The sequence below is a fragment of the Enterobacter sp. YSU genome (genome assembly GCF_016082135.1).
Classification (GTDB): Bacteria; Pseudomonadota; Gammaproteobacteria; order Enterobacterales; family Enterobacteriaceae; genus Enterobacter; species Enterobacter hormaechei_C.
On record NZ_CP059487.1, the window covers coordinates 4,565,246 to 4,586,485 of the forward strand.

Annotated in this window: 26 protein-coding genes and 1 pseudogene; 16 read left to right on the top strand and 11 right to left on the bottom strand. The window is 52.2% G+C overall.

Annotated elements, in window-relative coordinates:
* The first annotated feature begins 20 nt into the window (after positions 1 to 20).
* The gene (locus tag H2Z33_RS21910; protein WP_063135058.1) at positions 21 to 905 is read left to right on the top strand and encodes a D-hexose-6-phosphate mutarotase; all 885 of its coding nucleotides are present in this window, start codon (positions 21 to 23) and stop codon (positions 903 to 905) included.
* Between the two features lie 66 nt (positions 906 to 971).
* Here H2Z33_RS21910 and H2Z33_RS21915 read toward each other — a convergent pair whose 3' ends face one another.
* Complete coding sequence (locus H2Z33_RS21915) at positions 972 to 1,712, bottom strand: MipA/OmpV family protein (protein ID WP_063135057.1); 741 nt, start codon at positions 1,710 to 1,712, stop codon at positions 972 to 974.
* A 432-nt stretch (positions 1,713 to 2,144) separates the two neighbouring features.
* On the opposite strand from H2Z33_RS21915, the gene yeaG reads away from it, so the two are divergent.
* The 3 genes from yeaG to H2Z33_RS21930 all read left to right on the top strand — a co-directional run bounded on the left by yeaG (position 2,145) and on the right by H2Z33_RS21930 (position 6,052).
* The gene (gene yeaG / locus H2Z33_RS21920) at positions 2,145 to 4,079 is read left to right on the top strand and encodes a protein kinase YeaG (protein WP_006809140.1); all 1,935 of its coding nucleotides are present in this window, start codon (positions 2,145 to 2,147) and stop codon (positions 4,077 to 4,079) included.
* 89 nt (positions 4,080 to 4,168) lie between these two features.
* Positions 4,169 to 5,452: a YeaH/YhbH family protein gene (locus H2Z33_RS21925; RefSeq protein ID WP_017384692.1), complete on the top strand. Its 1,284-nt coding sequence runs from the start codon at positions 4,169 to 4,171 to the stop codon at positions 5,450 to 5,452.
* Positions 5,453 to 5,551: 99 nt separating this feature from the next.
* Positions 5,552 to 6,052 carry a YbaK/prolyl-tRNA synthetase associated domain-containing protein gene (locus H2Z33_RS21930; protein WP_023303492.1) on the top strand — a complete coding sequence of 167 codons (501 nt, stop codon included), beginning with the start codon at positions 5,552 to 5,554 and terminating at the stop codon, positions 6,050 to 6,052.
* A 20-nt stretch (positions 6,053 to 6,072) separates the two neighbouring features.
* Here the strand turns inward: H2Z33_RS21930 and yoaI are convergent, their stop codons facing one another.
* Positions 6,073 to 6,174, bottom strand: coding sequence for a small membrane protein YoaI (gene yoaI / locus H2Z33_RS23510; RefSeq protein ID WP_017384693.1), 102 nt, complete (start codon positions 6,172 to 6,174; stop codon positions 6,073 to 6,075).
* A gap of 286 nt (positions 6,175 to 6,460) precedes the next feature.
* On the opposite strand from yoaI, the gene H2Z33_RS21935 reads away from it, so the two are divergent.
* The 3 genes from H2Z33_RS21935 to H2Z33_RS21945 all read left to right on the top strand — a co-directional run bounded on the left by H2Z33_RS21935 (position 6,461) and on the right by H2Z33_RS21945 (position 10,397).
* A complete protein-coding gene (locus H2Z33_RS21935) occupies positions 6,461 to 7,792 on the top strand; it encodes a glycoside-pentoside-hexuronide (GPH):cation symporter (RefSeq protein ID WP_074133803.1) in 1,332 nt (443 codons plus the stop codon).
* Between the two features lie 15 nt (positions 7,793 to 7,807).
* Positions 7,808 to 9,844, top strand: a complete 2,037-nt coding sequence (locus H2Z33_RS21940) for a TIM-barrel domain-containing protein (protein WP_063135236.1) — start codon at positions 7,808 to 7,810, stop codon at positions 9,842 to 9,844.
* Between the two features lie 106 nt (positions 9,845 to 9,950).
* Positions 9,951 to 10,397: a DUF441 domain-containing protein gene (locus tag H2Z33_RS21945; RefSeq protein WP_003857881.1), complete on the top strand. Its 447-nt coding sequence runs from the start codon at positions 9,951 to 9,953 to the stop codon at positions 10,395 to 10,397.
* Here H2Z33_RS21945 and H2Z33_RS21950 read toward each other — a convergent pair.
* Positions 10,381 to 11,172 (bottom strand): AraC family transcriptional regulator, encoded by a 792-nt coding sequence (locus H2Z33_RS21950; RefSeq protein WP_063135237.1) that lies wholly within the window; start codon positions 11,170 to 11,172, stop codon positions 10,381 to 10,383. The two genes, H2Z33_RS21945 and H2Z33_RS21950, sit on opposite strands and share 17 nt — an antisense overlap.
* Before the next feature lie 99 nt (positions 11,173 to 11,271).
* Between H2Z33_RS21950 and H2Z33_RS21955 the strand changes: the two genes are divergently transcribed.
* The gene (locus H2Z33_RS21955) at positions 11,272 to 12,459 is read left to right on the top strand and encodes a CynX/NimT family MFS transporter (protein WP_017384696.1); all 1,188 of its coding nucleotides are present in this window, start codon (positions 11,272 to 11,274) and stop codon (positions 12,457 to 12,459) included.
* A 31-nt stretch (positions 12,460 to 12,490) separates the two neighbouring features.
* Here the strand turns inward: H2Z33_RS21955 and H2Z33_RS21960 are convergent, their stop codons facing one another.
* On the bottom strand, positions 12,491 to 13,198 hold the full coding sequence (locus H2Z33_RS21960; protein ID WP_063135238.1) for a CTP synthase: 708 nt from the start codon (positions 13,196 to 13,198) through the stop codon (positions 12,491 to 12,493).
* 151 nt (positions 13,199 to 13,349) lie between these two features.
* On the opposite strand from H2Z33_RS21960, the gene H2Z33_RS21965 reads away from it, so the two are divergent.
* Positions 13,350 to 13,694 (top strand): DUF488 domain-containing protein, encoded by a 345-nt coding sequence (locus H2Z33_RS21965; protein ID WP_015570789.1) that lies wholly within the window; start codon positions 13,350 to 13,352, stop codon positions 13,692 to 13,694.
* On the opposite strand, the gene H2Z33_RS21970 is transcribed toward H2Z33_RS21965, so the two are convergent.
* Together H2Z33_RS21970 and H2Z33_RS21975 are read right to left on the bottom strand one after the other, a co-directional pair.
* A complete protein-coding gene (locus tag H2Z33_RS21970) occupies positions 13,695 to 14,000 on the bottom strand; it encodes a periplasmic protein (RefSeq protein ID WP_032670952.1) in 306 nt (101 codons plus the stop codon). It abuts the gene before it with no gap.
* A gap of 80 nt (positions 14,001 to 14,080) precedes the next feature.
* Positions 14,081 to 14,335 (bottom strand): DUF333 domain-containing protein, encoded by a 255-nt coding sequence (locus tag H2Z33_RS21975; RefSeq protein WP_015570791.1) that lies wholly within the window; start codon positions 14,333 to 14,335, stop codon positions 14,081 to 14,083.
* A gap of 312 nt (positions 14,336 to 14,647) precedes the next feature.
* Between H2Z33_RS21975 and H2Z33_RS21980 the strand changes: the two genes are divergently transcribed.
* The 3 genes from H2Z33_RS21980 to yoaJ are packed head-to-tail and all read left to right on the top strand — an operon-like array spanning position 14,648 to position 15,895.
* Complete coding sequence (locus H2Z33_RS21980) at positions 14,648 to 15,676, top strand: sensor domain-containing diguanylate cyclase (RefSeq protein ID WP_045141474.1); 1,029 nt, start codon at positions 14,648 to 14,650, stop codon at positions 15,674 to 15,676.
* A 45-nt stretch (positions 15,677 to 15,721) separates the two neighbouring features.
* Positions 15,722 to 15,820 (top strand): YoaK family small membrane protein, encoded by a 99-nt coding sequence (locus tag H2Z33_RS21985; RefSeq protein WP_015570793.1) that lies wholly within the window; start codon positions 15,722 to 15,724, stop codon positions 15,818 to 15,820.
* On the top strand, positions 15,821 to 15,895 hold the full coding sequence (yoaJ, locus tag H2Z33_RS23630; protein ID WP_015570794.1) for a protein YoaJ: 75 nt from the start codon (positions 15,821 to 15,823) through the stop codon (positions 15,893 to 15,895).
* A 53-nt stretch (positions 15,896 to 15,948) separates the two neighbouring features.
* Here the strand turns inward: yoaJ and H2Z33_RS21995 are convergent, their stop codons facing one another.
* A complete protein-coding gene (locus H2Z33_RS21995; protein WP_003857896.1) occupies positions 15,949 to 16,197 on the bottom strand; it encodes a GlsB/YeaQ/YmgE family stress response membrane protein in 249 nt (82 codons plus the stop codon).
* A gap of 369 nt (positions 16,198 to 16,566) precedes the next feature.
* On the opposite strand from H2Z33_RS21995, the gene yncL reads away from it, so the two are divergent.
* A complete protein-coding gene (yncL, locus tag H2Z33_RS22000) occupies positions 16,567 to 16,659 on the top strand; it encodes a stress response membrane protein YncL (protein WP_071524166.1) in 93 nt (30 codons plus the stop codon).
* 124 nt (positions 16,660 to 16,783) lie between these two features.
* Positions 16,784 to 18,283, top strand: coding sequence for a cyclic diguanylate phosphodiesterase (locus H2Z33_RS22005; RefSeq protein ID WP_047735062.1), 1,500 nt, complete (start codon positions 16,784 to 16,786; stop codon positions 18,281 to 18,283).
* Positions 18,284 to 18,287: 4 nt separating this feature from the next.
* On the opposite strand, the gene H2Z33_RS22010 is transcribed toward H2Z33_RS22005, so the two are convergent.
* From H2Z33_RS22010 to H2Z33_RS22020, 3 genes and pseudogenes are all read right to left on the bottom strand, one after another.
* Entirely contained in the window at positions 18,288 to 18,533 is a 246-nt protein-coding gene (locus H2Z33_RS22010) for a YmjA family protein (protein WP_015570796.1), read from the bottom strand.
* 75 nt (positions 18,534 to 18,608) lie between these two features.
* Positions 18,609 to 18,785: pseudogene (locus H2Z33_RS22015) on the bottom strand (isocitrate/isopropylmalate family dehydrogenase); the annotation flags it as partial.
* A 120-nt stretch (positions 18,786 to 18,905) separates the two neighbouring features.
* Positions 18,906 to 19,142 carry a hypothetical protein gene (locus tag H2Z33_RS22020; RefSeq protein ID WP_080459232.1) on the bottom strand — a complete coding sequence of 79 codons (237 nt, stop codon included), beginning with the start codon at positions 19,140 to 19,142 and terminating at the stop codon, positions 18,906 to 18,908.
* Positions 19,143 to 19,495: 353 nt separating this feature from the next.
* Here H2Z33_RS22020 and H2Z33_RS22025 point away from each other — a divergent pair, with 353 nt between their 5' ends.
* Together H2Z33_RS22025 and H2Z33_RS22030 are read left to right on the top strand one after the other, a co-directional pair.
* Positions 19,496 to 20,230, top strand: a complete 735-nt coding sequence (locus H2Z33_RS22025) for a protein kinase family protein (RefSeq protein WP_063135240.1) — start codon at positions 19,496 to 19,498, stop codon at positions 20,228 to 20,230.
* Complete coding sequence (locus tag H2Z33_RS22030; RefSeq protein WP_063135241.1) at positions 20,227 to 20,964, top strand: PP2C family protein-serine/threonine phosphatase; 738 nt, start codon at positions 20,227 to 20,229, stop codon at positions 20,962 to 20,964. The genes H2Z33_RS22025 and H2Z33_RS22030 overlap by 4 nt, the downstream gene beginning before the upstream one ends.
* A 111-nt stretch (positions 20,965 to 21,075) precedes the next feature.
* Here H2Z33_RS22030 and H2Z33_RS22035 read toward each other — a convergent pair.
* Positions 21,076 to 21,240 (bottom strand): isocitrate/isopropylmalate family dehydrogenase (locus H2Z33_RS22035; protein ID WP_023337139.1); only part of this gene is annotated, 165 nt, incomplete at its 5' end.

Below are 21,240 nucleotides of genomic sequence, written 5' to 3' on the forward strand. Positions count from 1 at the left end.
TTTAGACAGAGGATTGCTTAATGATTAATAAAATTTTTGCACTTCCGGTAGTCGAACAACATACCCCTGTGCTCTCCCGCCGTCAGATCGACGGTGCCGATATCATCGTCGTTGATCATCCGCGCGTTAAAGCCTCCGTAGCGCTCAATGGCGCCCACCTGCTCTCCTGGAAACCAGAAGGTGAAGAAGAAGGCCTGTGGCTGAGCGAGGCCACCTCGTTCAAAAAAGGGGCGGCGATCCGCGGCGGCGTACCGATCTGCTGGCCATGGTTTGGCCCGTCAGCGCAGCAGGGTTTACCCTCACACGGTTTCGCCCGTAACCAGCAGTGGACGCTGAAAGCCCACAATGAAGATGAAAACGGTGCGGTGTTGACCTTTGAACTCCAGGCGAATGATGAAACGCGTGCCCTGTGGCCACACGAGTTCACCCTGTATGCCCGCTTCAAGCTGGGTAAAACCTGCGAGATTGAACTGGAAGCGCACGGCGAATTTGAAACAACGTCCGCCCTGCACACCTATTTCAACGTAGGCGACATTCAGGCCGTTAAGGTGAGCGGACTTGGCGATACCTTTATCGACAAAGTGGATAACGCGAAAGAAGGCAAGCTGGACGACGGCGTGCAGACTTTCCCGGATCGTACCGACCGCGTGTATCTGCACCCGGAAGCCTGTAGCGTCATCCACGACAGCGCGCTGAACCGCGGTATTGATGTGGTTCATCACCACCACAGCAACGTGGTGGGCTGGAACCCGGGCCCTGCCCTTTCCGTCAGCATGGCGGATATCCCGGATGACGGTTACAAGACCTTCGTGTGCGTGGAAACCGCGTGCGTGACCGCGCCGCAGAAAACCAGCGAAGAAAAACCGTCCCGCTTAGGCCAGACGATCAAGATTGTGAAGCGCTAATATTGTTCAGGCATCATAAAAAACAAACGGGGCGCTAGCGCCCCGTTTTAATGCATCACGTTCTGGTCAGAACTTGTAGGTCACACCCACGGAGAAGATGCCAGACCAGGACTTGTCGACCATCGGGCTGTCTTTCACTTCATCGCTCAGACGAATGTAACGGCCAGTACCGTACACATTCCAGTCACCGAGGAAGTTATACGAGGCGGTGAGTTCCAGGTACGGGTCCCAGCCATCATCCGCGCTGTAGCTCTTCAGACCACTGCGGCGAGACTCCGCTTTAGACACGCCATAGTAGTAGTCGTTGTAATTCTCGCTGCTGTACTGCACACCGATACCCGGCGTCAGCGTCACTGCGCCGTTGGTATAGCGATAAAGCCACGCCAGATCCCAGATGAAGCCGTTGCTGTTGTCCAGGGTATCGCCCGCCAGCGCAGTGCGCAGGAAGCCATACTCGGTATTATGGACGTAAGAAAGCCCCGCCATCAGTGAGCTTCTGCGTTTGTCCAGCTGACGAAGCGCATTGCTGTCGCCTGGTTTAAAGTGCGTTGGATCGTAATAGGCCATGATGGAGAGCTTATCGGCCGTATCGTTCCACAGATAGTAGCCACCGCCCAACCCACGGAACCAGAAGTTATCGCCTTCATAGGTGACAACGGGGACAGGATAAACGTCGCGGTCATACTGCTTGTACGGGCTGTTAATCACGCCAGCACCCGCGCCAACAGTCCACTGGCTCTCAGCCTGTACGGTGCTCGCTGCGGTAGCGGCAAGGATGCCCAATGCCAGAAGTTTGAGTTTGGTCACAATCCATTCTTTCCTGTAGTCAAATAATCAGCGGGTGAAGTGTAACCGCCATTCCCGTACATCCCAAAATTTTTTGCGCGCTAATCCGTTTGATTAACCCGTTATTTTTCATTTTTCAGATGACATCCCGCTTTCATTTATGTGACCGATAAATGAAAAACCCACTTTTCGCTTATAACCGCAGTGGAAATTTTTGGATGAGTTATTGATATGTCATTGAAAGTAGATTTTATCCGTATGCAAGTTTTGCAATTGCCATCTAAGCTTTAATTTAAGAAGAGGTTTTGCTGAACACCCTGCGGTTCATAGCCTTCGACCTGGCACACAGGTTGCTGCTCTGGCAGTGAGGTGCGAAAAATTCTCTTCCGGGAGCCTCCACTACTCATACGAACGGCTCTTATCCTGTGCTAAAAAACGAAAGGACGGCATGCCATGAATATATTCGATCACTATCGCCAGCGCTACGAAGCTGCCAAGGACGAAGAGTTCACACTGCAGGAGTTTCTTACCATTTGTCGGCAAGATCGCAGTGCCTATGCCAATGCGGCAGAACGGCTATTGATGGCTATTGGTGAGCCAAACATGGTTGATACTGCCCTGGAGCCACGGCTTTCCCGTCTATTTTCGAATCGGGTGGTCGCCCGATACCCGGCGTTTGAAGAGTTCTATGGCATGGAAGACGCCATTGAGCAGATCGTCTCCTACCTGAAGCATGCCGCTCAGGGGCTGGAAGAGAAGAAACAGATCCTTTATCTGCTGGGTCCTGTCGGTGGGGGTAAATCCTCCCTGGCTGAACGGCTGAAAGCGCTGATGCAGCGCGTGCCGATCTATGTGCTGAGCGCCAACGGCGAACGCAGCCCGGTCAATGACCATCCGCTGTGCCTGTTTAATCCGCAAGAGGATGCGCAAATTCTGGAAAAAGAGTTTGGCATTCCGCATCGCTATCTCGGTACGATCATGTCGCCGTGGGCGGCAAAACGTCTGCACGAGTTTGGCGGGGACATCACCAAGTTCCGCGTCGTGAAAGTGTGGCCGTCTATCCTCGAGCAGATCGCCATCGCTAAAACTGAACCCGGTGACGAGAACAACCAGGATATCTCGGCGCTGGTGGGTAAAGTCGATATCCGTAAGCTGGAGCATCACGCGCAAAACGACCCGGATGCCTACGGTTATTCCGGTGCGCTGTGCCGCGCCAACCAGGGGATTATGGAATTTGTCGAGATGTTTAAAGCACCGATCAAAGTGCTGCATCCGCTACTGACCGCCACCCAGGAAGGGAACTACAACGGGACAGAAGGTATTTCCGCCCTGCCGTTTAACGGGATTATCCTTGCCCACTCTAACGAATCTGAATGGGTGACCTTCCGTAACAACAAAAACAATGAGGCGTTCCTTGACCGTGTGTACATCGTCAAAGTGCCTTATTGCCTGCGGATCTCCGAGGAGATCAAGATTTACGAAAAACTGCTCAACCACAGTGAGCTGGTTCATGCCCCTTGCGCACCGGGAACGCTGGAAACACTGTCGCGCTTCTCGATCCTGTCGCGCCTGAAAGAGCCGGAAAATTCCAGCATCTACTCAAAAATGCGCGTGTATGACGGTGAAAGCCTGAAGGATACCGACCCGAAAGCGAAATCGTACCAGGAATACCGCGATTACGCCGGGGTCGACGAAGGGATGAACGGTTTGTCGACGCGTTTCGCGTTTAAGATCCTCTCCCGCGTCTTTAACTTCGACCACGCGGAGGTGGCCGCCAACCCGGTACATCTGTTCTACGTGCTGGAACAGCAAATTGAACGTGAACAGTTCCCACAGGAGCAGGCTGAACGCTACCTGGAGTTCCTGAAAGGCTACCTGATCCCGAAATACGCCGAGTTTATCGGCAAAGAGATCCAGACCGCCTACCTGGAATCCTATTCCGAATACGGCCAGAACATCTTCGACCGGTACGTCACCTACGCTGACTTCTGGATCCAGGATCAGGAGTATCGCGACCCGGATACCGGCCAGCTGTTTGACCGTGAATCCCTGAACGCGGAACTTGAAAAAATCGAGAAACCAGCCGGGATCAGCAATCCGAAAGACTTCCGAAACGAGATTGTGAACTTCGTGCTGCGCGCCAGAGCGCATAACAACGGCCGCAATCCGAACTGGACCAGCTACGAAAAACTGCGCACGGTTATAGAGAAGAAAATGTTCTCTAACACGGAAGAGCTGTTGCCGGTCATCTCGTTCAACGCCAAAACCTCAACCGACGAGCAGAAAAAGCACGACGATTTTGTCGACCGTATGATGGAGAAAGGCTATACCCGCAAACAGGTCCGCCTGCTCTGTGAATGGTATCTGCGCGTGCGTAAATCGTCTTAAAACAAGTGCCCGGTAACGCGCTTACCGGGCCAACAAAATGTCCGGTACTTACGGACGCTGCAAGTTGGCAAATGCAGTACGGGGGATATATGACCTGGTTTATTGACCGGCGTCTTAACGGCAAAAACAAGAGCACGGTGAATCGCCAGCGCTTCTTGCGCCGTTATAAAGCGCAAATTAAACAGTCGATCTCCGAGGCCATCAACAAACGCTCGGTGACCGACGTCGACAGCGGCGAATCCGTCTCCATCCCTAACGATGACATCAGCGAACCGATGTTTCATCAGGGGCGTGGCGGCCTTCGCCATCGCGTGCACCCAGGTAATGACCACTTCGTCCAGAATGACAGAATCGAGCGGCCCCAAGGCGGAGGCGGCGGTTCTGGCAGCGGTCAGGGGCAGGCCAGCCAGGACGGTGAAGGCCAGGACGAGTTCGTCTTTCAGATTTCAAAAGACGAATATCTCGACCTGCTGTTTGAGGATCTGGCCCTGCCGAATCTGAGAAAGAATCAGCACCGTCAGCTCAACGAATACAAAACCCATCGCGCGGGTTATACCGCAAACGGGGTGCCCGCCAACATCAGCGTGGTGCGTTCACTGCAAAACTCGCTGGCGCGACGCACGGCGATGACGGCAGGCAAACGGCGCGAACTGCGCGAGCTGGAAACCAGCCTGAAAGTGGTGGAAAACACGGAGCCGGCACAACTGCTGGAAGAGGAGCGCCTGCGAAAAGAGATCGCCGAACTGCGGGCGAAGATCGACCGGGTGCCGTTTATCGACACGTTCGACCTGCGCTACAAGAACTACGAAAAACGGCCGGAGCCTTCCAGTCAGGCGGTGATGTTCTGCCTGATGGACGTATCAGGTTCAATGGATCAGGCCACCAAGGATATGGCTAAGCGTTTTTATATTCTGCTCTATCTGTTCCTGAGCAGAACGTATAAGAACGTGGAGGTGGTCTACATCCGCCATCACACTCAGGCGAAAGAGGTGGATGAACATGAGTTCTTCTACTCGCAGGAGACCGGCGGCACCATCGTGTCGAGCGCCCTGAAGCTGATGGACGAGGTGGTGAAGGAGCGCTACGATCCGGCGCAGTGGAATATCTACGCCGCGCAGGCATCGGATGGCGATAACTGGGCGGATGACTCGCCGCTGTGTCATGAAATTCTGGCGAAGAAGATCCTGCCGGTGGTGCGTTACTACAGCTACATTGAAATTACCCGTCGCGCCCACCAGACGCTGTGGCGTGAGTATGAGCATCTGCAAGCGATGTTCGATAACTTTGCGATGCAGCACATTCGTGACCAGGATGACATCTACCCGGTCTTCCGGGAACTGTTCCAGAAACAGTCGTCCACCAGCAACGCATAACCCAACAGCCAGCGCACCCGCTGGCTGTTTTCTTTCAGCCCTCTCCGTCCCGTGCTAATGTAGCAAGCTACGTATTGGCAAATCACAGGTGAAATCGTTATGTCTGATGACGTGATCGGGACGACGCCCCATCAGCGGCTAATCAGCTTATTAACCGAGCAGGAGGCGCGCTTTCGCGTGGTGGCGCATGAGGCCGTTGGGAAATGCGAAGCGGTCAGTGAAATTCGCGGGACCGATCTCCGACAGGGTGCAAAAGCACTGGTCTGCAAGGTAAAAGGCAACGGCGTTAAGAAACATATTCTGGCAATCCTCGCCGCCGATCGACAGGCCGATCTAAGCCTGCTGGCCAGTCATTTCGGTGGGCTAAAGGCCTCTCTCGCCAGTCCGGCTGAAGTGGATGCGCTTACCGGCTGCGTTTTCGGCGCCATTCCCCCCTTCAGCTTTCATCCGGATCTGACGCTGGTCGCCGATCCGCTGCTGTTTGAGCGCTTCGATGAGATCGCCTTTAACGCCGGCCTGCTGGAAAAGTCGGTGATTATGGACACCCAGGACTATCTGCGTATCGCCCGTCCTGAACTGGTGACGTTCCGTAAACAATAAATACTGCGGCTGGCTAACGGTCAGCCGTTTTCCAGCAGCAGCACGGAAGCAATCAAAATAATCGCGATAATAAAAAACGATGAGGAGATAATCAGCGTTTCGACAAACATAGGATCGTTCATGATGCCCTCTGCTTTGCCCATTTGCCTCTTTTTTACCCCCGCACAATGACAGTTAAATGACAATGACGCGTCCGTGAAATGACTATTTTTTCGCTGAAACGATTCGCTGTTACCTATCCTCCACCGTATAAAGTCACTGTTTAAATACTTTATTTGTTACCGGTATCACGAAAAGAAATTTACGTAACCCCGATGCCAGATCTCGCAATTGTTAACCTTTTCATCATGGTTAACCCTGTTTACGGAGCACCTCAAAAATAAACCTTACACTGGCAAGGTGAATACAATGACCGAAATAATTACCCGTAAAGAAAAGATCAGTTATGGGTTAGGCGATATGGCGAGCCATATTGGGCTGGATAACGTCATTATTTTTCTGACGTTTTACTATACGGACGTGGTGGGGCTACCTGCCGCATTCGTGGGCACCATGTTTCTTCTGGCGAGAACCGCCGATGCCATAATAGACCCGGCGATGGGCTATATCGCAGACAGGACGCGCACGCGCTGGGGCAAATTCCGCCCCTGGATGCTGTGGCTGGCGCTGCCCTTTGGGGCAAGTTGTCTGCTCACCTACGCCGTGCCAGCGTCGCTCGATCTGCACGGTAAAATGATTTTCGCCACCGTCAGCTATACCCTGATGATGCTGATGTATACCGCAATCAATATTCCCTATTGCTCCATGGGCGCGGTGATTACGCCCGACAACGATGCGCGAATTTCCCTCCAGTCCTATCGCTTTTTCCTGGCCACGCTGGGTGGCGCGCTGTCGACATTCTTTATGATGCCGCTGGCAGAGTTTTTAGGCGGCGATGATAAATTACTGGGCTACCGCTGGGCGATGGCCATTATGGCGACCATCGCGGTCGTCATGTTCTGGATCTGCTTCGCCAATACGCGTGAACGTATTAAGGCTCCCGCCACCCACAATAATTATCTTGCGGAACTGCGGGATTTATTACGAAACGACCAATGGCGGGTTGTCGCCGTCCTGGTATTAACCAACATTGGTTTTGGCGTTATTCGCCTTGGCGCAATGATGTATTTCGTCACTTATTATCTCGGTAGCGCGAGCTATTTTATGTGGATGCTCGGGGCGCATATTCTCGGGAAAGCCGCAGGCAGCGCGCTGGCCAAACGTCTGACGCAGAACGTCAGCAAAGTGCAGATGTTTGGATACTGTTCCGTACTGGCGGGGGTACTCAGCATCGCCCTGTTCTTTGCGCCTAAGTCAGTGCTTATTCTGGTGCCCATGACGTTTATCGTCTCCACCCTTTACCAGGCCACCACCACGCTGATGTGGGTAATGATGGCGGACGTCGCCGATTACGGCGAATGGAAACAGGGGAAACGCATGGACGGCGTGATCTTCTCCACCTTCCTCGCCGTACTCAAGCTGGGAATGGCGATCAGCGGCGCGATTGTTGGCTGGACGCTGGGCTTAAGCGGCTATGTCGCCAACGCCCCGGAACAGACCACCACGGCCATGTACTGCATCATCGCCCTCTTCACCGTCGTGCCTGGCGTCTTGTCACTCTGCGCGTTTGCCACGCTGCGCTGGTACAAGCTCGACGACAGCACAATGCAATCCATCCATCTTGCCAAACACCCTATTTAGAAGGACGCGTTATCCATGAGTGAGCTGATCCAACATTCCAACAGTATCGAATGGCGTTTTGAACGCCAGATCCTGCGTATTGAACCGTGGGGTGAAAACAGCCTGCGCGTCAGGGCCACCTGCTCCCCGGCTTTTGATGACGCCTTACAGGCACTGTTGCCCGCCGCCCCTTGCCAGGCTGAGATTGTCGCCGAAGCGGAAAGCCTGACGCTGCGCAACGGCAATATTACCGCGACGCTGAATCTTAAAGGTCAGCTGGCCTTCTACAATCAGCGCGGCGAACTGCTGCTGGAAGAGATGTGGCGCCAGCGTTCAACGGTGGGTATCGGTGCCAGCGAGAAGAGCCAGGATAAATATGTCAGCGCCCTGAAGCTGGATGGCCGCGAATTTAAGCCGCTAATGGGGGGGAAATATCAGCTCACCGTCCGGTTTGAATCGCGTCCGGATGAACGCATCTATGGCATGGGTCAGTATCAACAGCCGTGGCTGGATCTGAAAGGCTGTACGCTGGAACTGGCACAGCGCAACTCCCAGGCCAGCGTGCCCTTTATGCAGTCCAGCCTTGGCTATGGCCTGCTGTGGAACAACCCGGCGATTGGTGAAGCCAGCTTTGCAAAAAATCAGACGGAATGGCGCGCCCGCGTCACAGGAGAAATGGACTACTGGATCACCGCCGCCGACACGGTGGCGGATATCACCCGCCAGTATGTGAAAGCCACCGGTACTCCGCCCTCCGCCCCGGCGTTTATCAGCGGGCTGTGGCAGTGCAAATTACGCTACCGCACCCAGCAGGAGGTGCTGGAGGTTGCGCGGGAGTATCGCCGCCGTAATCTGCCGCTGTCGGTGATGGTCATCGACTTTTTCCACTGGCCGAATCAGGGCACCTGGTGCTTCGACCCCGTAGACTGGCCCGATCCTGAAGGGATGGTCGACGAGCTGCGCGAAATGGGTATTGCGCTGATGGTGTCGGTGTGGCCAACGGTAGAGGCGCGCAGCCCTCTCTACCCGCTGATGAAAGCCAAAGGCTGGCTGGTCAGCAGTGAACGTGGCGTGCAGGTCAACCTCGATTTTATGGGCAATACCACCTTCTTTGATGCGACCCATCCTGAGGCGCGGAAATTCGTCTGGGATACGGTGAAGAAAAATTACTACGACATGGGCATTAAGCTGTTCTGGCTGGACGAAGCCGAACCGGAATACCGCGCCTATGATTTTGACAACTATCGCTACCACGCCGGTCCGGTGCTGGAAGTGGGTAATCGCTACCCGCGTGACTTTGCGCAGGGCTTTTACGATGGGCTCCAGGCAAACGGCGAAACCGACATTGTTAACCTGGTACGCTGCGCCTGGGCAGGCAGCCAGCGCTTCGGCGTGCTGGCGTGGTCGGGTGATGTCCACTCCTCGTTCCATGCTTTTCGCAATCAACTCGCCGCGGGACTGAATATGGGGCTGGCGGGGATCCCATGGTGGACGACCGATATCGGCGGCTTCCAGGGAGGGAACGTTAACGACCCGGCGTTCCACGAATTACTGATCCGTTGGTTCCAGTGGGCGGTGTTTACACCGGTTCTGCGCATGCACGGCTATCGCGAACCGCAGATCCAGCCCCCGGAGCGCTACCGTGACGGCATTCCTCAGTGTAACAGCGGTTCGCCTAATGAGCTGTGGAGTTACGGAGAAGAGAATTACGCCATCATGCAGCACTGGCTTATCGTGCGCGAAACCCTGCGCCCCTATATTGACGCGTTGTACCAGCAGGCTCATCTGCACGGAGACCCGCTCATGCGTCCGCTGTTCTGGCACTATCCGCAGGATAAGCAGAGCTGGGCATGTGAAGATCAGTATCTGTTTGGCGAAGATCTGCTGGTGGCGCCGGTTATGCAGGCCGGTCAGCGTGAGCGCGATGTCTGGCTGCCGACGGGCAATAGCTGGGTCGCTCTCAACGGTGAGCGCTACGCCGGTGGGGAGCATATCCGGGTGCCTGCGGCGCTGGAAACCATCCCGGTGTTTATCCGCGAAGGAAGTCCACTTATCCAGCAGCTGGTGGACTGACGTCAGGCAAGTGCCCAAAAATAGACAATTTTTTCAGTAAAGCCTGCCTGCCGTCGCGTTTGCGCGTAAAGTAAGCAGGCTTACTATTTTTGGCAAGGATCCCGTCATGTTCGACCCTACTCTGCTCATACTTCTGGCCCTGGCTGCTCTGGGTTTTGTCAGCCACAACACCACCGTCGCGATTTCCATTCTGGTCCTGATCATCGTTCGTGTCACACCGTTGAATACCTTCTTCCCGTGGATAGAAAAACAGGGGCTTACCATCGGGATCATTATTTTGACCATCGGTGTGATGGCCCCGATTGCCAGCGGAACGCTACCGGCCTCAACGCTGCTGCACTCCTTTGTAAACTGGAAATCGCTGGTGGCGATTGCGGTGGGCGTTTTTGTCTCATGGCTTGGCGGGCGCGGCGTGACGCTGATGAGCAGCCAGCCTTCACTGGTGGCCGGGCTGCTGGTGGGCACCGTGTTAGGCGTGGCGCTGTTTCGTGGCGTGCCGGTTGGCCCGCTGATTGCTGCCGGACTGGTTTCGCTGTTTATCGGGAAGTCGTAGTCAGGCTGGCGATATAGCGGGTGGGCGTCTGTCCCAGTCCTTTCTTAAACATGGTGATGAAGGCGGTGGTGGAGTCATACCCCAGCGCCTGCGCCGCCTGCTGAACCGACTTTCCGCCGATCAAAAACTGCAATGCGACAATCAGCTGGAGCTGGTGCCGCCAGCGGCGAAAGCTCAAGCCAGTCTCTTTCACCACCAGCCGCGCCAGATTGCGTTCGCTCATGGCAAAGTGGCTGGCCCACTGCGCCAGCGTCTGCCAGGCGGCAGGTTCGTTTGCCATGGTCTCGCTCATCAGGCGAATTTTTGGATGCGGAGATACCGGCAGCTGTAGATGCTCCTGCGGTTGCAGGGGCAGTTCATCAAACAGGACGTCAACCAGCCTTCCGGTAGCGGGAAGAGGCAGTTCCTCCCGTGACCTGTCCGCAAGCGCCAGCACCAGCTCCCGCACCAGGGGCGATATTTTCAGCGTACAGGTACGCGTCGGCAATTCGAGCGCACCGGGTTCAATAAACAGCAGACAGAGCTGCGCGCCGGGCGTCGCCTTGTTGCTGTGCGGCGTTTGTCCCGGGATCCACACCGCATACTGGGGCGGCACCATCAGCATCGCGTTCTCCACTTCACAGGTGATCGCGCCACCCAGCGCCATAATCAGCTGCCCTTTGCGGTGCTGATGCAGCGGAATATATTGTTCCTGTGCCACCACGCGGATGCGAAAGGCCACCGCCGCGTCGTGCTGGCTATCGGGATCGTAGCCGTCGAGCCCCAGTCCGTACATAAAGTTGTCCGATATTAGCGATAAACTGTCATTTTAGCCTGATTTCAACCACGACTTAAATCGGTATGGTATGCGCTCGCCTGAACGTAAGAGACAATAATGACTACTGCTATTCAACCTTCCGGGAAACAGGGTGCGCTGCTGATTGCAGGCATCCTGATGATTGCCACGACGCTGCGCGTCACCTTTACCGGTGTCGCCCCCCTGCTCGATACCATCCGACAGGACTATGGTTTAAGCACGGCGCAAACCGGCCTGCTCACGACGCTGCCTCTGCTGGCCTTCGCCTTTATCTCTCCCCTTGCCGCAGGCGTCGCCCGGCGCCTGGGCATGGAGCGCAGCCTTTTTATCGCTCTGCTGCTGATTTGCATCGGGATTGGCGTACGTTCGCTGCCGTCGGCCTCGCTGCTATTTATCGGTACGGCGATCGTGGGCTGTGGGATTGCGCTGGGCAATGTCCTGCTACCTGGCTTAATCAAACGTGATTTTCCGGGCCAGGTCGCAAAACTGACGGGGGCTTATTCGCTGACGATGGGGGCCGCTGCTGCCGCAGGGTCGGCGCTGATCGTCCCGCTGTCGCTGGGGAGTGGTGGCTGGCACGGGGCGCTGCTGATGCTGATGTTCTTCCCGCTGGTGGCGCTGCTGCTGTGGTTACCGCAATGGCGCCAGAAGCCGGCCGCCACCCTGACCGGAGCGGGCGCGCTGCACAATCGGGCTATCTGGCGCTCGGCGCTCGCCTGGCAGGTGACGCTTTTTCTGGGCATTAACTCGCTGATTTACTACGTCATTATCGGCTGGTTACCCGCGATTTTGCTTAGCCATGGCTACAGCGAAACGCAGGCTGGCTCCATGCACGGGCTTCTCCAGCTGGCAACCGCGGTTCCCGGTCTCGCCATTCCGCTGATCCTGCACCGTCTTAACGATCAGCGTGGCATTGCCGGGCTAGTCGCCCTGATGTGCGCCGTCAGCGCGGCCGGGTTCTGGTTCGCGCCGGGGCTGGCCGTCGTCTGGACGCTGGTGTTTGGCTTTGGATCCGGCGCCACCATGATCCTCGGCCTGACGTTTATCGGGCTGCGCGCCAGCTCGGCCCATCAGGCCGCGGCGCTCTCCGGCATGGCACAGTCGATTGGCTATCTTCTGGCGGCCTGTGGCCCACCGCTGATGGGGAAAATTCACGATACCGCCGGAGACTGGCGCATTCCGCTGCTCGCCTGCGCGCTGGCCGCGGTGGTGATGGCGTTATGCGGTATGCTTGCCGGGCGTGACCGGGAGATCACACCCCGCTGACATTCAAGGCAGACCCGGAGGTCTGCTTTTTTTATCCCTGCGCCGCCCGCAGCATGGCCTGTACCAGCACGACCGGGCGCCCTTGCAGCGCGGCCCGCTCATGCTGGAACAGGGTGAGGACAAAGAAAGGATGGGTTACCAGCTCTGCCGCGCGGATCTCGCCCTGCTCGTCCCAGCCCGTTACGCGCATGTCGCCCCGCTCAAGCTGGTCGGCAAACTCAGGTGAGACGCCGTAATTGCAGTGATACCCCTCCTGAATTTCCGGCTTGCCATACGCTTTAGCAATCAGCGTGTTATTCCGCAGCTCGATCGCGTCGGTTTTTTCCACCAGCGAGCAGGTCAGCGGCGCAATTACCATCCTTCCCTCGGTGTCGGTTTCGGCATGGCCTGCATCGTGCCAGCCCAGTACATTACGCGCATACTCAATCAGCGCATGCTGGAACCCGCCGCAGGTGCCGAGAAAGGGGATGCAGTTCTCACGCGCGTAACGGGCCGCAATAAACGCCGCCTCGGTGTTTTTATACGGGCTTGCCGGTACCAGCCAGATGGCATCATACCCGACCAGGTCTTCGGCGCTGGTCAGCTCAAGCGTGGCGAGCCAGTCATAATCAGCGGTGAGCTCCAGAACCGCAGCGGCGTCGTCAATCGCCAGCGGGATCGCCTGGTGCGCAATAACATCGGGATTGTAATCACCAACCAGCGCAATGCGCAGCGTCGTTTTAACCGGGGAGAGTTCCATCAGAGATTCCTTATGCCGGAGGATTTTCAGATAACATAAGGAACCTCAGACTACCGATCTTTTGCAATTATCACAATACCTTAAATTGGGTGGATAAAAGCCGGGTGCTATAGTGTTCTTGCAGAACGTCGTAAGGAAATGAGGAGGACCCATGATTCAATGTAAACGCGTGTATGAGCAGGCGACCTCAAAAGACGGTTACCGGATCCTGGTCGACAGACTCTGGCCGCGAGGGATAAAAAAGACCGACCTCGCCTGCGATGAGTGGTGTAAAGCGCTAACGCCGTCCAGCGAACTGCGAAAAGCCTTTCACAGTGAAACGATAGATTTCACCGCGTTCAGTGAAGCCTATCGCAAAGAGCTGGCGCAGCATCCGGATGAAGGCAAACGCCTGGCGGCTCTCGCCAAACAGCAGACCGTGACGCTACTCTATGGGGCGAAAAATACGGAGCAGAATCACGCGCAGGTACTGGCGGACTGGCTGCGTAAACTGTGATTAACCGATCGCCAGCTCATCCACGTTGTGTGGCATCTCGTCGGGAGTAAGCGGCATCAGATGTTCCGGGCGAACAAACGCAAAACCGTGCTGATTATCAAAGGCATAAACATCACCGGTGACCAGCCACAGCGCACGCGCTGTCGTGGCGGGTAATTGCGTCATGACGCCGTTAACCGGGTTCACAAAACGCTGGCCCGGCTGACAGAGGCCAAACAGCTCGACGGATTTACCGATATTTCGACGGCCTGCCGCCGTACGCGCACCCACGATCATCGCCATGCTGCCCGGTTTTAACTGAAACATACTTCTTCTCGCAAACGTACTGCCAGAAACTGGCTAAGAATAATCCTAAAGAGAAGTGTATCGCAGTTTTATTGCCGTTGTCATCTGGTCGGTTGCGGGTGATCGCGGCGGTAGAGATCCCATTCATCGATCACTTCCCCGCCTGGCAATTTGCACTCGGTACGTACGCCCTGCGGGCTTTGAACAGGGATTTGCTCTCCCCCTTTCTCCAGACAGTACACTGACGCCGGGTTTGCCATACCAATAGCGTGCGGCGGTTGAGGCGCATCAGGAGGGGTTGTCTTTGTTGAGCAGGCGGCCAGCGGTAAAACCAGCGCCAGGAGAAGATATTTCATTATCATGATCCTTCAGGGTGTAAAAACGTCAGAGTAACGGGTCATCGCCGTTTTCTCCATGATTTCTCCATTAAACCTGCACGATTCCCCCTTATAGTGATGCCTGTTCTCACACTGACCAGAGAACATCATTCCGTAATCAAGATGTTTTGCCCCGATCTCAACATCGGGGCTTTTTTTTAGCCTCACCCTCATCCGCCTCCAGAAGAATCTATAAAATTAATCCTGTTCATGTTTTACTATGGCTGGAGTCTATATTTTCAGCATAACATGCAGATACAGAGGTCTTCTGCATGGGAGTCATCCTGCCTCATGTCAGATATCATTCTTGCCCGTGTTTCAGAAACCCTCTCCACTGAGCAATCTCTCGACAGTCTGGTGCGTCAGCTACTGGAAATGCTGGAAATTGTGACGGATATGGAATCAACCTACCTGACGAAAGTCGATATCAATGCGCGTTTGCAGCACATTTTATATGCCCGTAACAGCAAGCAAATGCAGATCCCGGAAGGGTTCAGCGTGCCCTGGGACGAAACACTGTGTAAGCGCGCCATCGACAGCGACACGTTGTTCAGTAACGAGGTGCCCGACCGCTGGCCGGAGTGTGAAGCGGCCAAAGCACTGGGCATTACAACCTATATGAGCGTGCCGGTTCACCTGGCTGACGGTTCTCTGTATGGCACGCTTTGCGCTGCCAGCACCGCACAGAAACAGTTCAGCGAGCGTGGCGAGCAGGTGATCAGACTCTTTGCCGGTTTAATTGGTCAGTACATTCAGAAAGAGTCGCTTGTGCTTCAGCTTCGCGAAGCAAATGCGGCGCTCATTGCTCACTCTTACACCGACGCCCTCACCGGCCTGCCGAATCGTCGCGCCATTTTTGAAAACCTTACCACCCTGTTCTCACTGGCGCGCCATCTTAACCGCAGGGTCATGATGGCCTTTATTGACCTCGATGATTTCAAGCGAATCAATGACCAGTACGGGCATGAGGCGGGCGATCGCTTCCTCGTACAGGTTGGCAAGCGGCTGACTCACGAGCAAACGCAGGATGAGATTATTGGCCGGCTCGGCGGCGATGAATTTCTGGTTGCCAGCCTGAGTCACAGCGATGATGGCGACGCCAGTACAGAGGTCAACGCAATCAAAACCCGCCTCAATGGTCTTATTGCGGGCGAATACGGGTTAGGCAATGCCACTATTCTTTATCCCGGCGCAAGCCTTGGCGTCGTTATTGTTGATCCTCACAGCACGGATGAAGATAGCGCCCTGCGCACCGCAGACCTCGCGATGTATCAGGATAAAAAAGGAAAAAGCAAAACAGGCTTTGTCGCGTTAGATTAAAACCGTACACTCTACGGCCTTATACAAACTCAAACAGGTGATGGCATGAGAATAGGGATCCTCTTTCCGGTGGTTATTTTTATCACAGCGGTGGTGTTTTTAGGCTGGTTTTTCCTTGGCGGTTACGCCGCGCCGGGGGCTTAAATGAGAAAAACGACCATCATCATGTTGATTGTCGCCATCGTGGCCGTCGCCGGTACGCAGTTGGGCTGGTGGTAACGCCCAAAGTAAAAAGGCCGCCGTCAGGCAGCCTTTTTTAACTCAGGTCAGATTTAGCTTTTGATTTTTCTGTAGATAAACAGAACAACCAGCGCGCCAATCACCGCGACGACAAAGCTGCCGAAGTTGAAGCCATCAACTCTGCCAAAGCCGAACAGGGTACTGATCCAGCCACCGACGACTGCACCCACAATCCCCAGAATGATCGTGACGATGAAACCGCCGCCATCTTTGCCCGGCATAATCCACTTCGCCAGGATCCCCGCAATCAGCCCAAAGATAATCCAGGATAAAATTCCCATAGCTTTCCTCTCTGTATGGTTTTTGTCATTAAATCAACGACACAGAAAAGGATAGCACAGGATCTGAGAAAGGAAATTTGTGATAGGAATCACACGGTTCGTTTGATTAAAATATGAGCAGTAAAAAAATGCCGTTCCACACTCATCGTGGGGTTGCATCTTTTACTGAGAAAGATTATCTTTCTCATTACTGAATAGTTGAGCAAATCACTCAGGTATTCAGTACGACATTGCTCACATTGCTTCCAGTATTTCTTGCCCACTCTTGAGTGGGCTTTTTTTTGCCCGAACCCACCAAAATCTGGCGTTTCTTCAGTGGAGGTGAAACGCTATTCTCTGTGGCTACTGAACAACAAAAACGTTGATAACATGAACGTATCAAGCAAGTTTGTCATCTGCCTTAATCTTGTTTCTGCCAGTACGTTACTGCTACTGCTCTCAACACGGTTTGAGTGGTTCTGAGATGAAAGGAGCCTGGCATGGTGGCTTTCCTTTCGATTCCGTGCAGCCTCAACTCTCATACTTGTAGCTTTTATGACCTGTGTTAAGATCCCTGCACCTCAGGACGTGGTGGGACAACAGGAAAATGAAGAAGGCCATTGCCGTTGCTATCATCTCAACCTTTATGGTCGTCCTGTCGCTGTATGCGGTTAACGCCATTATCGCTGAGCAGCAAAAGAACCGGCAGAGGGAGATCTCCCACACGCTCTTAAGCTATTCTGAAGAGTTAACGCAAAATATCGCCAGTACGCTTAAAAATACCTCCGCGCAGGGATGCGATAGCGCCAGTCTGAACGTCTACCGAAAATTAAAGATGCGAAGTCTCTATTTCGCCGATGTGGGGTTTATTGAAAAGGGGAAAATCACCTGCACCGCGTTTTGGGGCAAGCTGGCAAATCCCATCGCCCTTCCCTCTGAGCTGCATAATACCCAGAACGGATTCAGCCTGGCGCAGTTTTCGCAGAAAGATTTCTTTGTCGGCAATGCGACAATCTATAACCACCTTATTATCTTCACCTCCCGTTCAGCCTACGATAAATTTGCCCCCGTTACCGCCAACTATTCGCTTCGTTCTTCCACTAAAGATTTCGGCCGCACTTTTTTCACCGTTACGCCGCCATCAGAAAACTTCAGCCGCTTACAGTCTCTGTTATTTACGCTGGCTGTGACAGAGTGCAGTACACGCTGGGATTTGTGCGTTACCGTCACACACCATGATGCCGGACTGGCTTCGCTCTCCCACGTAGTGATGGTGCTTCTGTGCTTGTTTTTATACTTTATCTGGGTATCCCTGACGCTGTTTTCTCTTCGACTTTATGAAGACCGACGTTCTCTGGAACGAACGCTGGTCAAAGCGGTAAAAGCGAATACCATCAGCGTTCATTTTCAGCCTGTTATTCGGGTTGCTGATAAGAAAATCGTCGGGGTTGAAGTGTTATCAAGATGGCAGGATAACAATCACAAAGAGGTTTCTCCTGAGCTGTTTATCCCGTTAATTAAAAAAATTGGCCTGTATAACGTTTATTATCAGAACATGATAAAGAAATCCCTGGCGGAAATTGCCGCGCTGGCCGCTGAACATCAGTTAATGATTTCACTGAACGTTGGCCGGACGGAAATTGAAGACGGCAAATTCCTGGCGGTATTACGTCATGAATGCTCAGAGAACGCGATTCCCTTATCGTTAATCAAAGTTGAGTTATCCGAAAATGGCGTTTCCACCGCGGCCATCCTTGAAGAGTTTTGTGAGGAGCTTAAATCGGCAGGCGTCAAAATTTCAATAGACGATTTTGGTGTGCAAAACTCTAATCTGGCCAGGCTATCAAATCTCAAATATGACGAAATCAAGGTGGATAAGTCGTTAGTGGACGGCATCAGCGAGCACTATAAACAGGATATCCTGGTGATCTTCAGCGACGCGCTCGCTAAACTGCAAAAAACCCTGGTTTTTGAAGGGGTTGAAAGCGAAACGCAATATCAGTTCATCGCGCAGAGATACCCCGATGCCCTCGTACAAGGCTGGTACTTTTCAAAGTCGCTAACCCGGCACGACCTCGCCAGGCTGCTGGCAGACTCAGCGCGATGACGCGTTATTCATTGCCCCACTGATTCAGGAAGTTCGCAATATCGTCAATGCGCGCTTCGTCTATCTCCGCCTGGACAGCCATCTCCCGCTGCGCCTCTTCACTGATTTCCTCATTGTTGTATAAGCGAGTGAGCAGCAGCTGGAAATAGTGTGCCAGCGGCGTACGCTCTGCCTCTTCTACCGGTTTCGCCGTTTCAGTCGCATACTCGTCGACGATGTCATAATACTTGAGCGGGATATCATGGTTCATAGCGTTGTTTCCGTCTTGTGTGCATAAAAAACGGGAACCCTCAGGCTCCCGTTGTCATTTAACCCAGCGAGTGGATTACATGTTCGCGATAATCGCGTCGCCAAACTCTGAGCATTTCAGCAGTTTAGCGCCTTCCATCAGACGTTCAAAGTCATAGGTGACGGTTTTCGCGTTAATCGCGCCTTCCATACCCTTAACGATCAGGTCTGCGGCTTCGAACCATTCCATATGACGCAGCAGTATTTTGCAAGACTTTTATTAAGCCGCTGAATTTGCTGAATAAAGATGTAAAAAACACCATTAAAGCCTGGTTTTTTCTAATACATAACTATTTGATTTCCAATTATTAATTTTTAACTTTGATAAACATATTTAGAAAGGACATATCTTTTCACTTCTGGGGCGGTTGAAGAAGAATATCACTCTCCACATCACTTTAACGCCTTCCAGAGCAACACCTTCAATCGCTTCTCCATCGTCTGTAATGAGTGCCCACCCTATCAGCTTGGCAAATATGTGACCGTCATACAGAATCAGCAACACATCTTCTTCACTCCCTAATTCATTCTTTCGAGCTGCCTCAATGCTAGAGCGCAAGTCAAACTTCATAGCAACAATTCTTAGTAATGCAAGGGGCAATTTTGGTATCGAGTGGAGGGATGGTACCCCAGTGACCTATCTTTAACAGCGGTCTTTAGCAGAGCGGCTTTACAAGGAACAGGGTATTGATACCTGAAAACTGCTAAGCCAAAAGTCACCAAATCAAACTGCTTGTTATCACGATGATCGTGGTAAGGACTGGACGAAGATTGCAAGGTAATATGATAAACGGATGAAAACCAAACTCATAAACAGCTCTAAAAGTTGATTGAGTTCAATGAACTGAAACATAATTAGGATATATCCGAATGAAATGGGTATCTTATTGCTAAAAATGTTGATACCTACATCGGAGGGTTTTAATGATTCCACATAGTAGTTACTTTATTGAGCCTCACAACGGTCTTGGGAAGGGAAGTTTCGGTAATGTTGAAAAAGTAACCATTAGGAATTCTAATAAAGAGGATTGCGGTGACTATGCAAGAAAAATTCTTGTAAATCATCATGCCGATCCATTACTTGAAGCTCGGTTTCGTCGAGAAGTAATGTCGCAAGATGCCTGCTTGCATACAAATGTGGTGAGAATAATTCTGTGCAATTTAACATCTCCGCCACTATGGTATGTAATGGAATTAGGAGAATGCACATTAGAGGATGAAATAAAATCTGGTCTATTACAGCAATATGATAAAATAAAGATAGCCCAAATGATTACCAGAGGTGTTGCGCATATCCACTTGAAAGGTTTTTTACATAGAGACATAAAGCCTCAAAATATTTTAAAGTGTCCAAGCGGTATATATAAAATTTCTGATTTTGGTTTGGCAAGACATATGGATCCTGATGAAGCTAGCCAAATTTTAACCCAAGTTGGACATTTCCCACGAACTCCTCGATATTTTGATCACAATGTAGTACTCAATGGTTACTCACCTCAATCTGATATTTTCTCTATAGGAATTGTCCTTGAGGAGTTAAATATTGCAGGATTTGATGATATCATTGCTAGATGTACTGACAGAAAGTTGCATAAACGCTACTTAAATGCAGAGCAACTTCTTAATGATATTAACAAACATATGGAGCAGAACAAATGATTGATATCATTTCAGCTTCTTTCTTCACCGTGTCTAAAGAGCTAAACAAGCTTAATCAAGACACCATACTTCCACCAATAAAAGTAAATGATGGCTATTTATTTGCCATTGCTGATGGATTAGGAGGTTATACTGGAGGTAAAGAAGCCTCTGAGAAAGTTATTTCGTACATATATGAGAATACGAAGAATTTAATCAGTAGTAATTTCGACAACCTTTTCATAGGCCTTAAAGAAGCTGTTAATGAACTAAGCGCACAAAATAGCGAACTTACAAATGCTGCAACAACACTAACCCTATGCTATATCACAAATAAATATTTAAAAATTGCACATGTAGGAGATTGTCGTTTATATGTTAAAAATAACAATAAATTAAAACAGCTAACAAAAGATCATACTCAACACCAAATGCTTATTGATGAAGGCATCTTCAGCTCGCGACAATTAAAAAATGCAAAAGGTAAGAATTTACTAACTACGGCGATTTCAAAAACAATTGAGTTAGATTACAACATGTTGCAAATACCACTGAGTGATCTTTATGATGACAATCAAAATTTAATTCTCATAGTAATGTCTGACGGGGCTCATCACTTTTGGGAAAAAAGACCCCGGTTTTCTGTCAATACCTTGTCTGAGCCTTCGAGGTTCTGTTCAAGTCTAAAAAAGCGTATTGAGAATGGCCCCCCTATAGACGATTACTCTGTTATTGCAGTTAAGCTAACTACTTAGCTTGGCCAGTAGTAACCAAGGTATTTAGATAAAATTTTGATAACAGTTCGAAAACTATTAATAAAAACGGGAACCAATCGGCTCCCGCTCTTGTTTAATCCAGAATCGGAATTACATGTTCGCGATAATCGCGTCGCCAAACTCTGAGCATTTCAGCAGTTTAGCGCCTTCCATCAGACGTTCAAAGTCATAGGTGACGGTTTTCGCGTTAATCGCGCCTTCCATACCCTTAACGATCAGGTCTGCGGCTTCGAACCATTCCATATGACGCAGCAT

Excerpts from the sequence above, each read along its gene's own strand:
- H2Z33_RS21910 (WP_063135058.1), top strand. The coding sequence starts at position 21 with ATGATTAATAAAATTTTTGCACTTCCGGTAGTCGAACAACATACCCCT.
- yeaG (WP_006809140.1), top strand. The coding sequence starts at position 2,145 with ATGAATATATTCGATCACTATCGCCAGCGCTACGAAGCTGCCAAGGAC.
- H2Z33_RS21925 (WP_017384692.1), top strand. The coding sequence starts at position 4,169 with ATGACCTGGTTTATTGACCGGCGTCTTAACGGCAAAAACAAGAGCACG.
- H2Z33_RS21930 (WP_023303492.1), top strand. The coding sequence starts at position 5,552 with ATGTCTGATGACGTGATCGGGACGACGCCCCATCAGCGGCTAATCAGC.
- yoaI (WP_017384693.1), bottom strand. The coding sequence starts at position 6,174 with ATGAACGATCCTATGTTTGTCGAAACGCTGATTATCTCCTCATCGTTT.
- H2Z33_RS21935 (WP_074133803.1), top strand. The coding sequence starts at position 6,461 with ATGACCGAAATAATTACCCGTAAAGAAAAGATCAGTTATGGGTTAGGC.
- H2Z33_RS21940 (WP_063135236.1), top strand. The coding sequence starts at position 7,808 with ATGAGTGAGCTGATCCAACATTCCAACAGTATCGAATGGCGTTTTGAA.
- H2Z33_RS21945 (WP_003857881.1), top strand. The coding sequence starts at position 9,951 with ATGTTCGACCCTACTCTGCTCATACTTCTGGCCCTGGCTGCTCTGGGT.
- H2Z33_RS21950 (WP_063135237.1), bottom strand. The coding sequence starts at position 11,172 with ATGTACGGACTGGGGCTCGACGGCTACGATCCCGATAGCCAGCACGAC.
- H2Z33_RS21955 (WP_017384696.1), top strand. The coding sequence starts at position 11,272 with ATGACTACTGCTATTCAACCTTCCGGGAAACAGGGTGCGCTGCTGATT.
- H2Z33_RS21960 (WP_063135238.1), bottom strand. The coding sequence starts at position 13,198 with ATGGAACTCTCCCCGGTTAAAACGACGCTGCGCATTGCGCTGGTTGGT.
- H2Z33_RS21965 (WP_015570789.1), top strand. The coding sequence starts at position 13,350 with ATGATTCAATGTAAACGCGTGTATGAGCAGGCGACCTCAAAAGACGGT.
- H2Z33_RS21970 (WP_032670952.1), bottom strand. The coding sequence starts at position 14,000 with ATGTTTCAGTTAAAACCGGGCAGCATGGCGATGATCGTGGGTGCGCGT.
- H2Z33_RS21975 (WP_015570791.1), bottom strand. The coding sequence starts at position 14,335 with ATGAAATATCTTCTCCTGGCGCTGGTTTTACCGCTGGCCGCCTGCTCA.
- H2Z33_RS21980 (WP_045141474.1), top strand. The coding sequence starts at position 14,648 with ATGTCAGATATCATTCTTGCCCGTGTTTCAGAAACCCTCTCCACTGAG.
- H2Z33_RS21985 (WP_015570793.1), top strand. The coding sequence starts at position 15,722 with ATGAGAATAGGGATCCTCTTTCCGGTGGTTATTTTTATCACAGCGGTG.
- H2Z33_RS21995 (WP_003857896.1), bottom strand. The coding sequence starts at position 16,197 with ATGGGAATTTTATCCTGGATTATCTTTGGGCTGATTGCGGGGATCCTG.
- yncL (WP_071524166.1), top strand. The coding sequence starts at position 16,567 with ATGAACGTATCAAGCAAGTTTGTCATCTGCCTTAATCTTGTTTCTGCC.
- H2Z33_RS22005 (WP_047735062.1), top strand. The coding sequence starts at position 16,784 with ATGAAGAAGGCCATTGCCGTTGCTATCATCTCAACCTTTATGGTCGTC.
- H2Z33_RS22010 (WP_015570796.1), bottom strand. The coding sequence starts at position 18,533 with ATGAACCATGATATCCCGCTCAAGTATTATGACATCGTCGACGAGTAT.
- H2Z33_RS22020 (WP_080459232.1), bottom strand. The coding sequence starts at position 19,142 with ATGAAGTTTGACTTGCGCTCTAGCATTGAGGCAGCTCGAAAGAATGAA.
- H2Z33_RS22025 (WP_063135240.1), top strand. The coding sequence starts at position 19,496 with ATGATTCCACATAGTAGTTACTTTATTGAGCCTCACAACGGTCTTGGG.
- H2Z33_RS22030 (WP_063135241.1), top strand. The coding sequence starts at position 20,227 with ATGATTGATATCATTTCAGCTTCTTTCTTCACCGTGTCTAAAGAGCTA.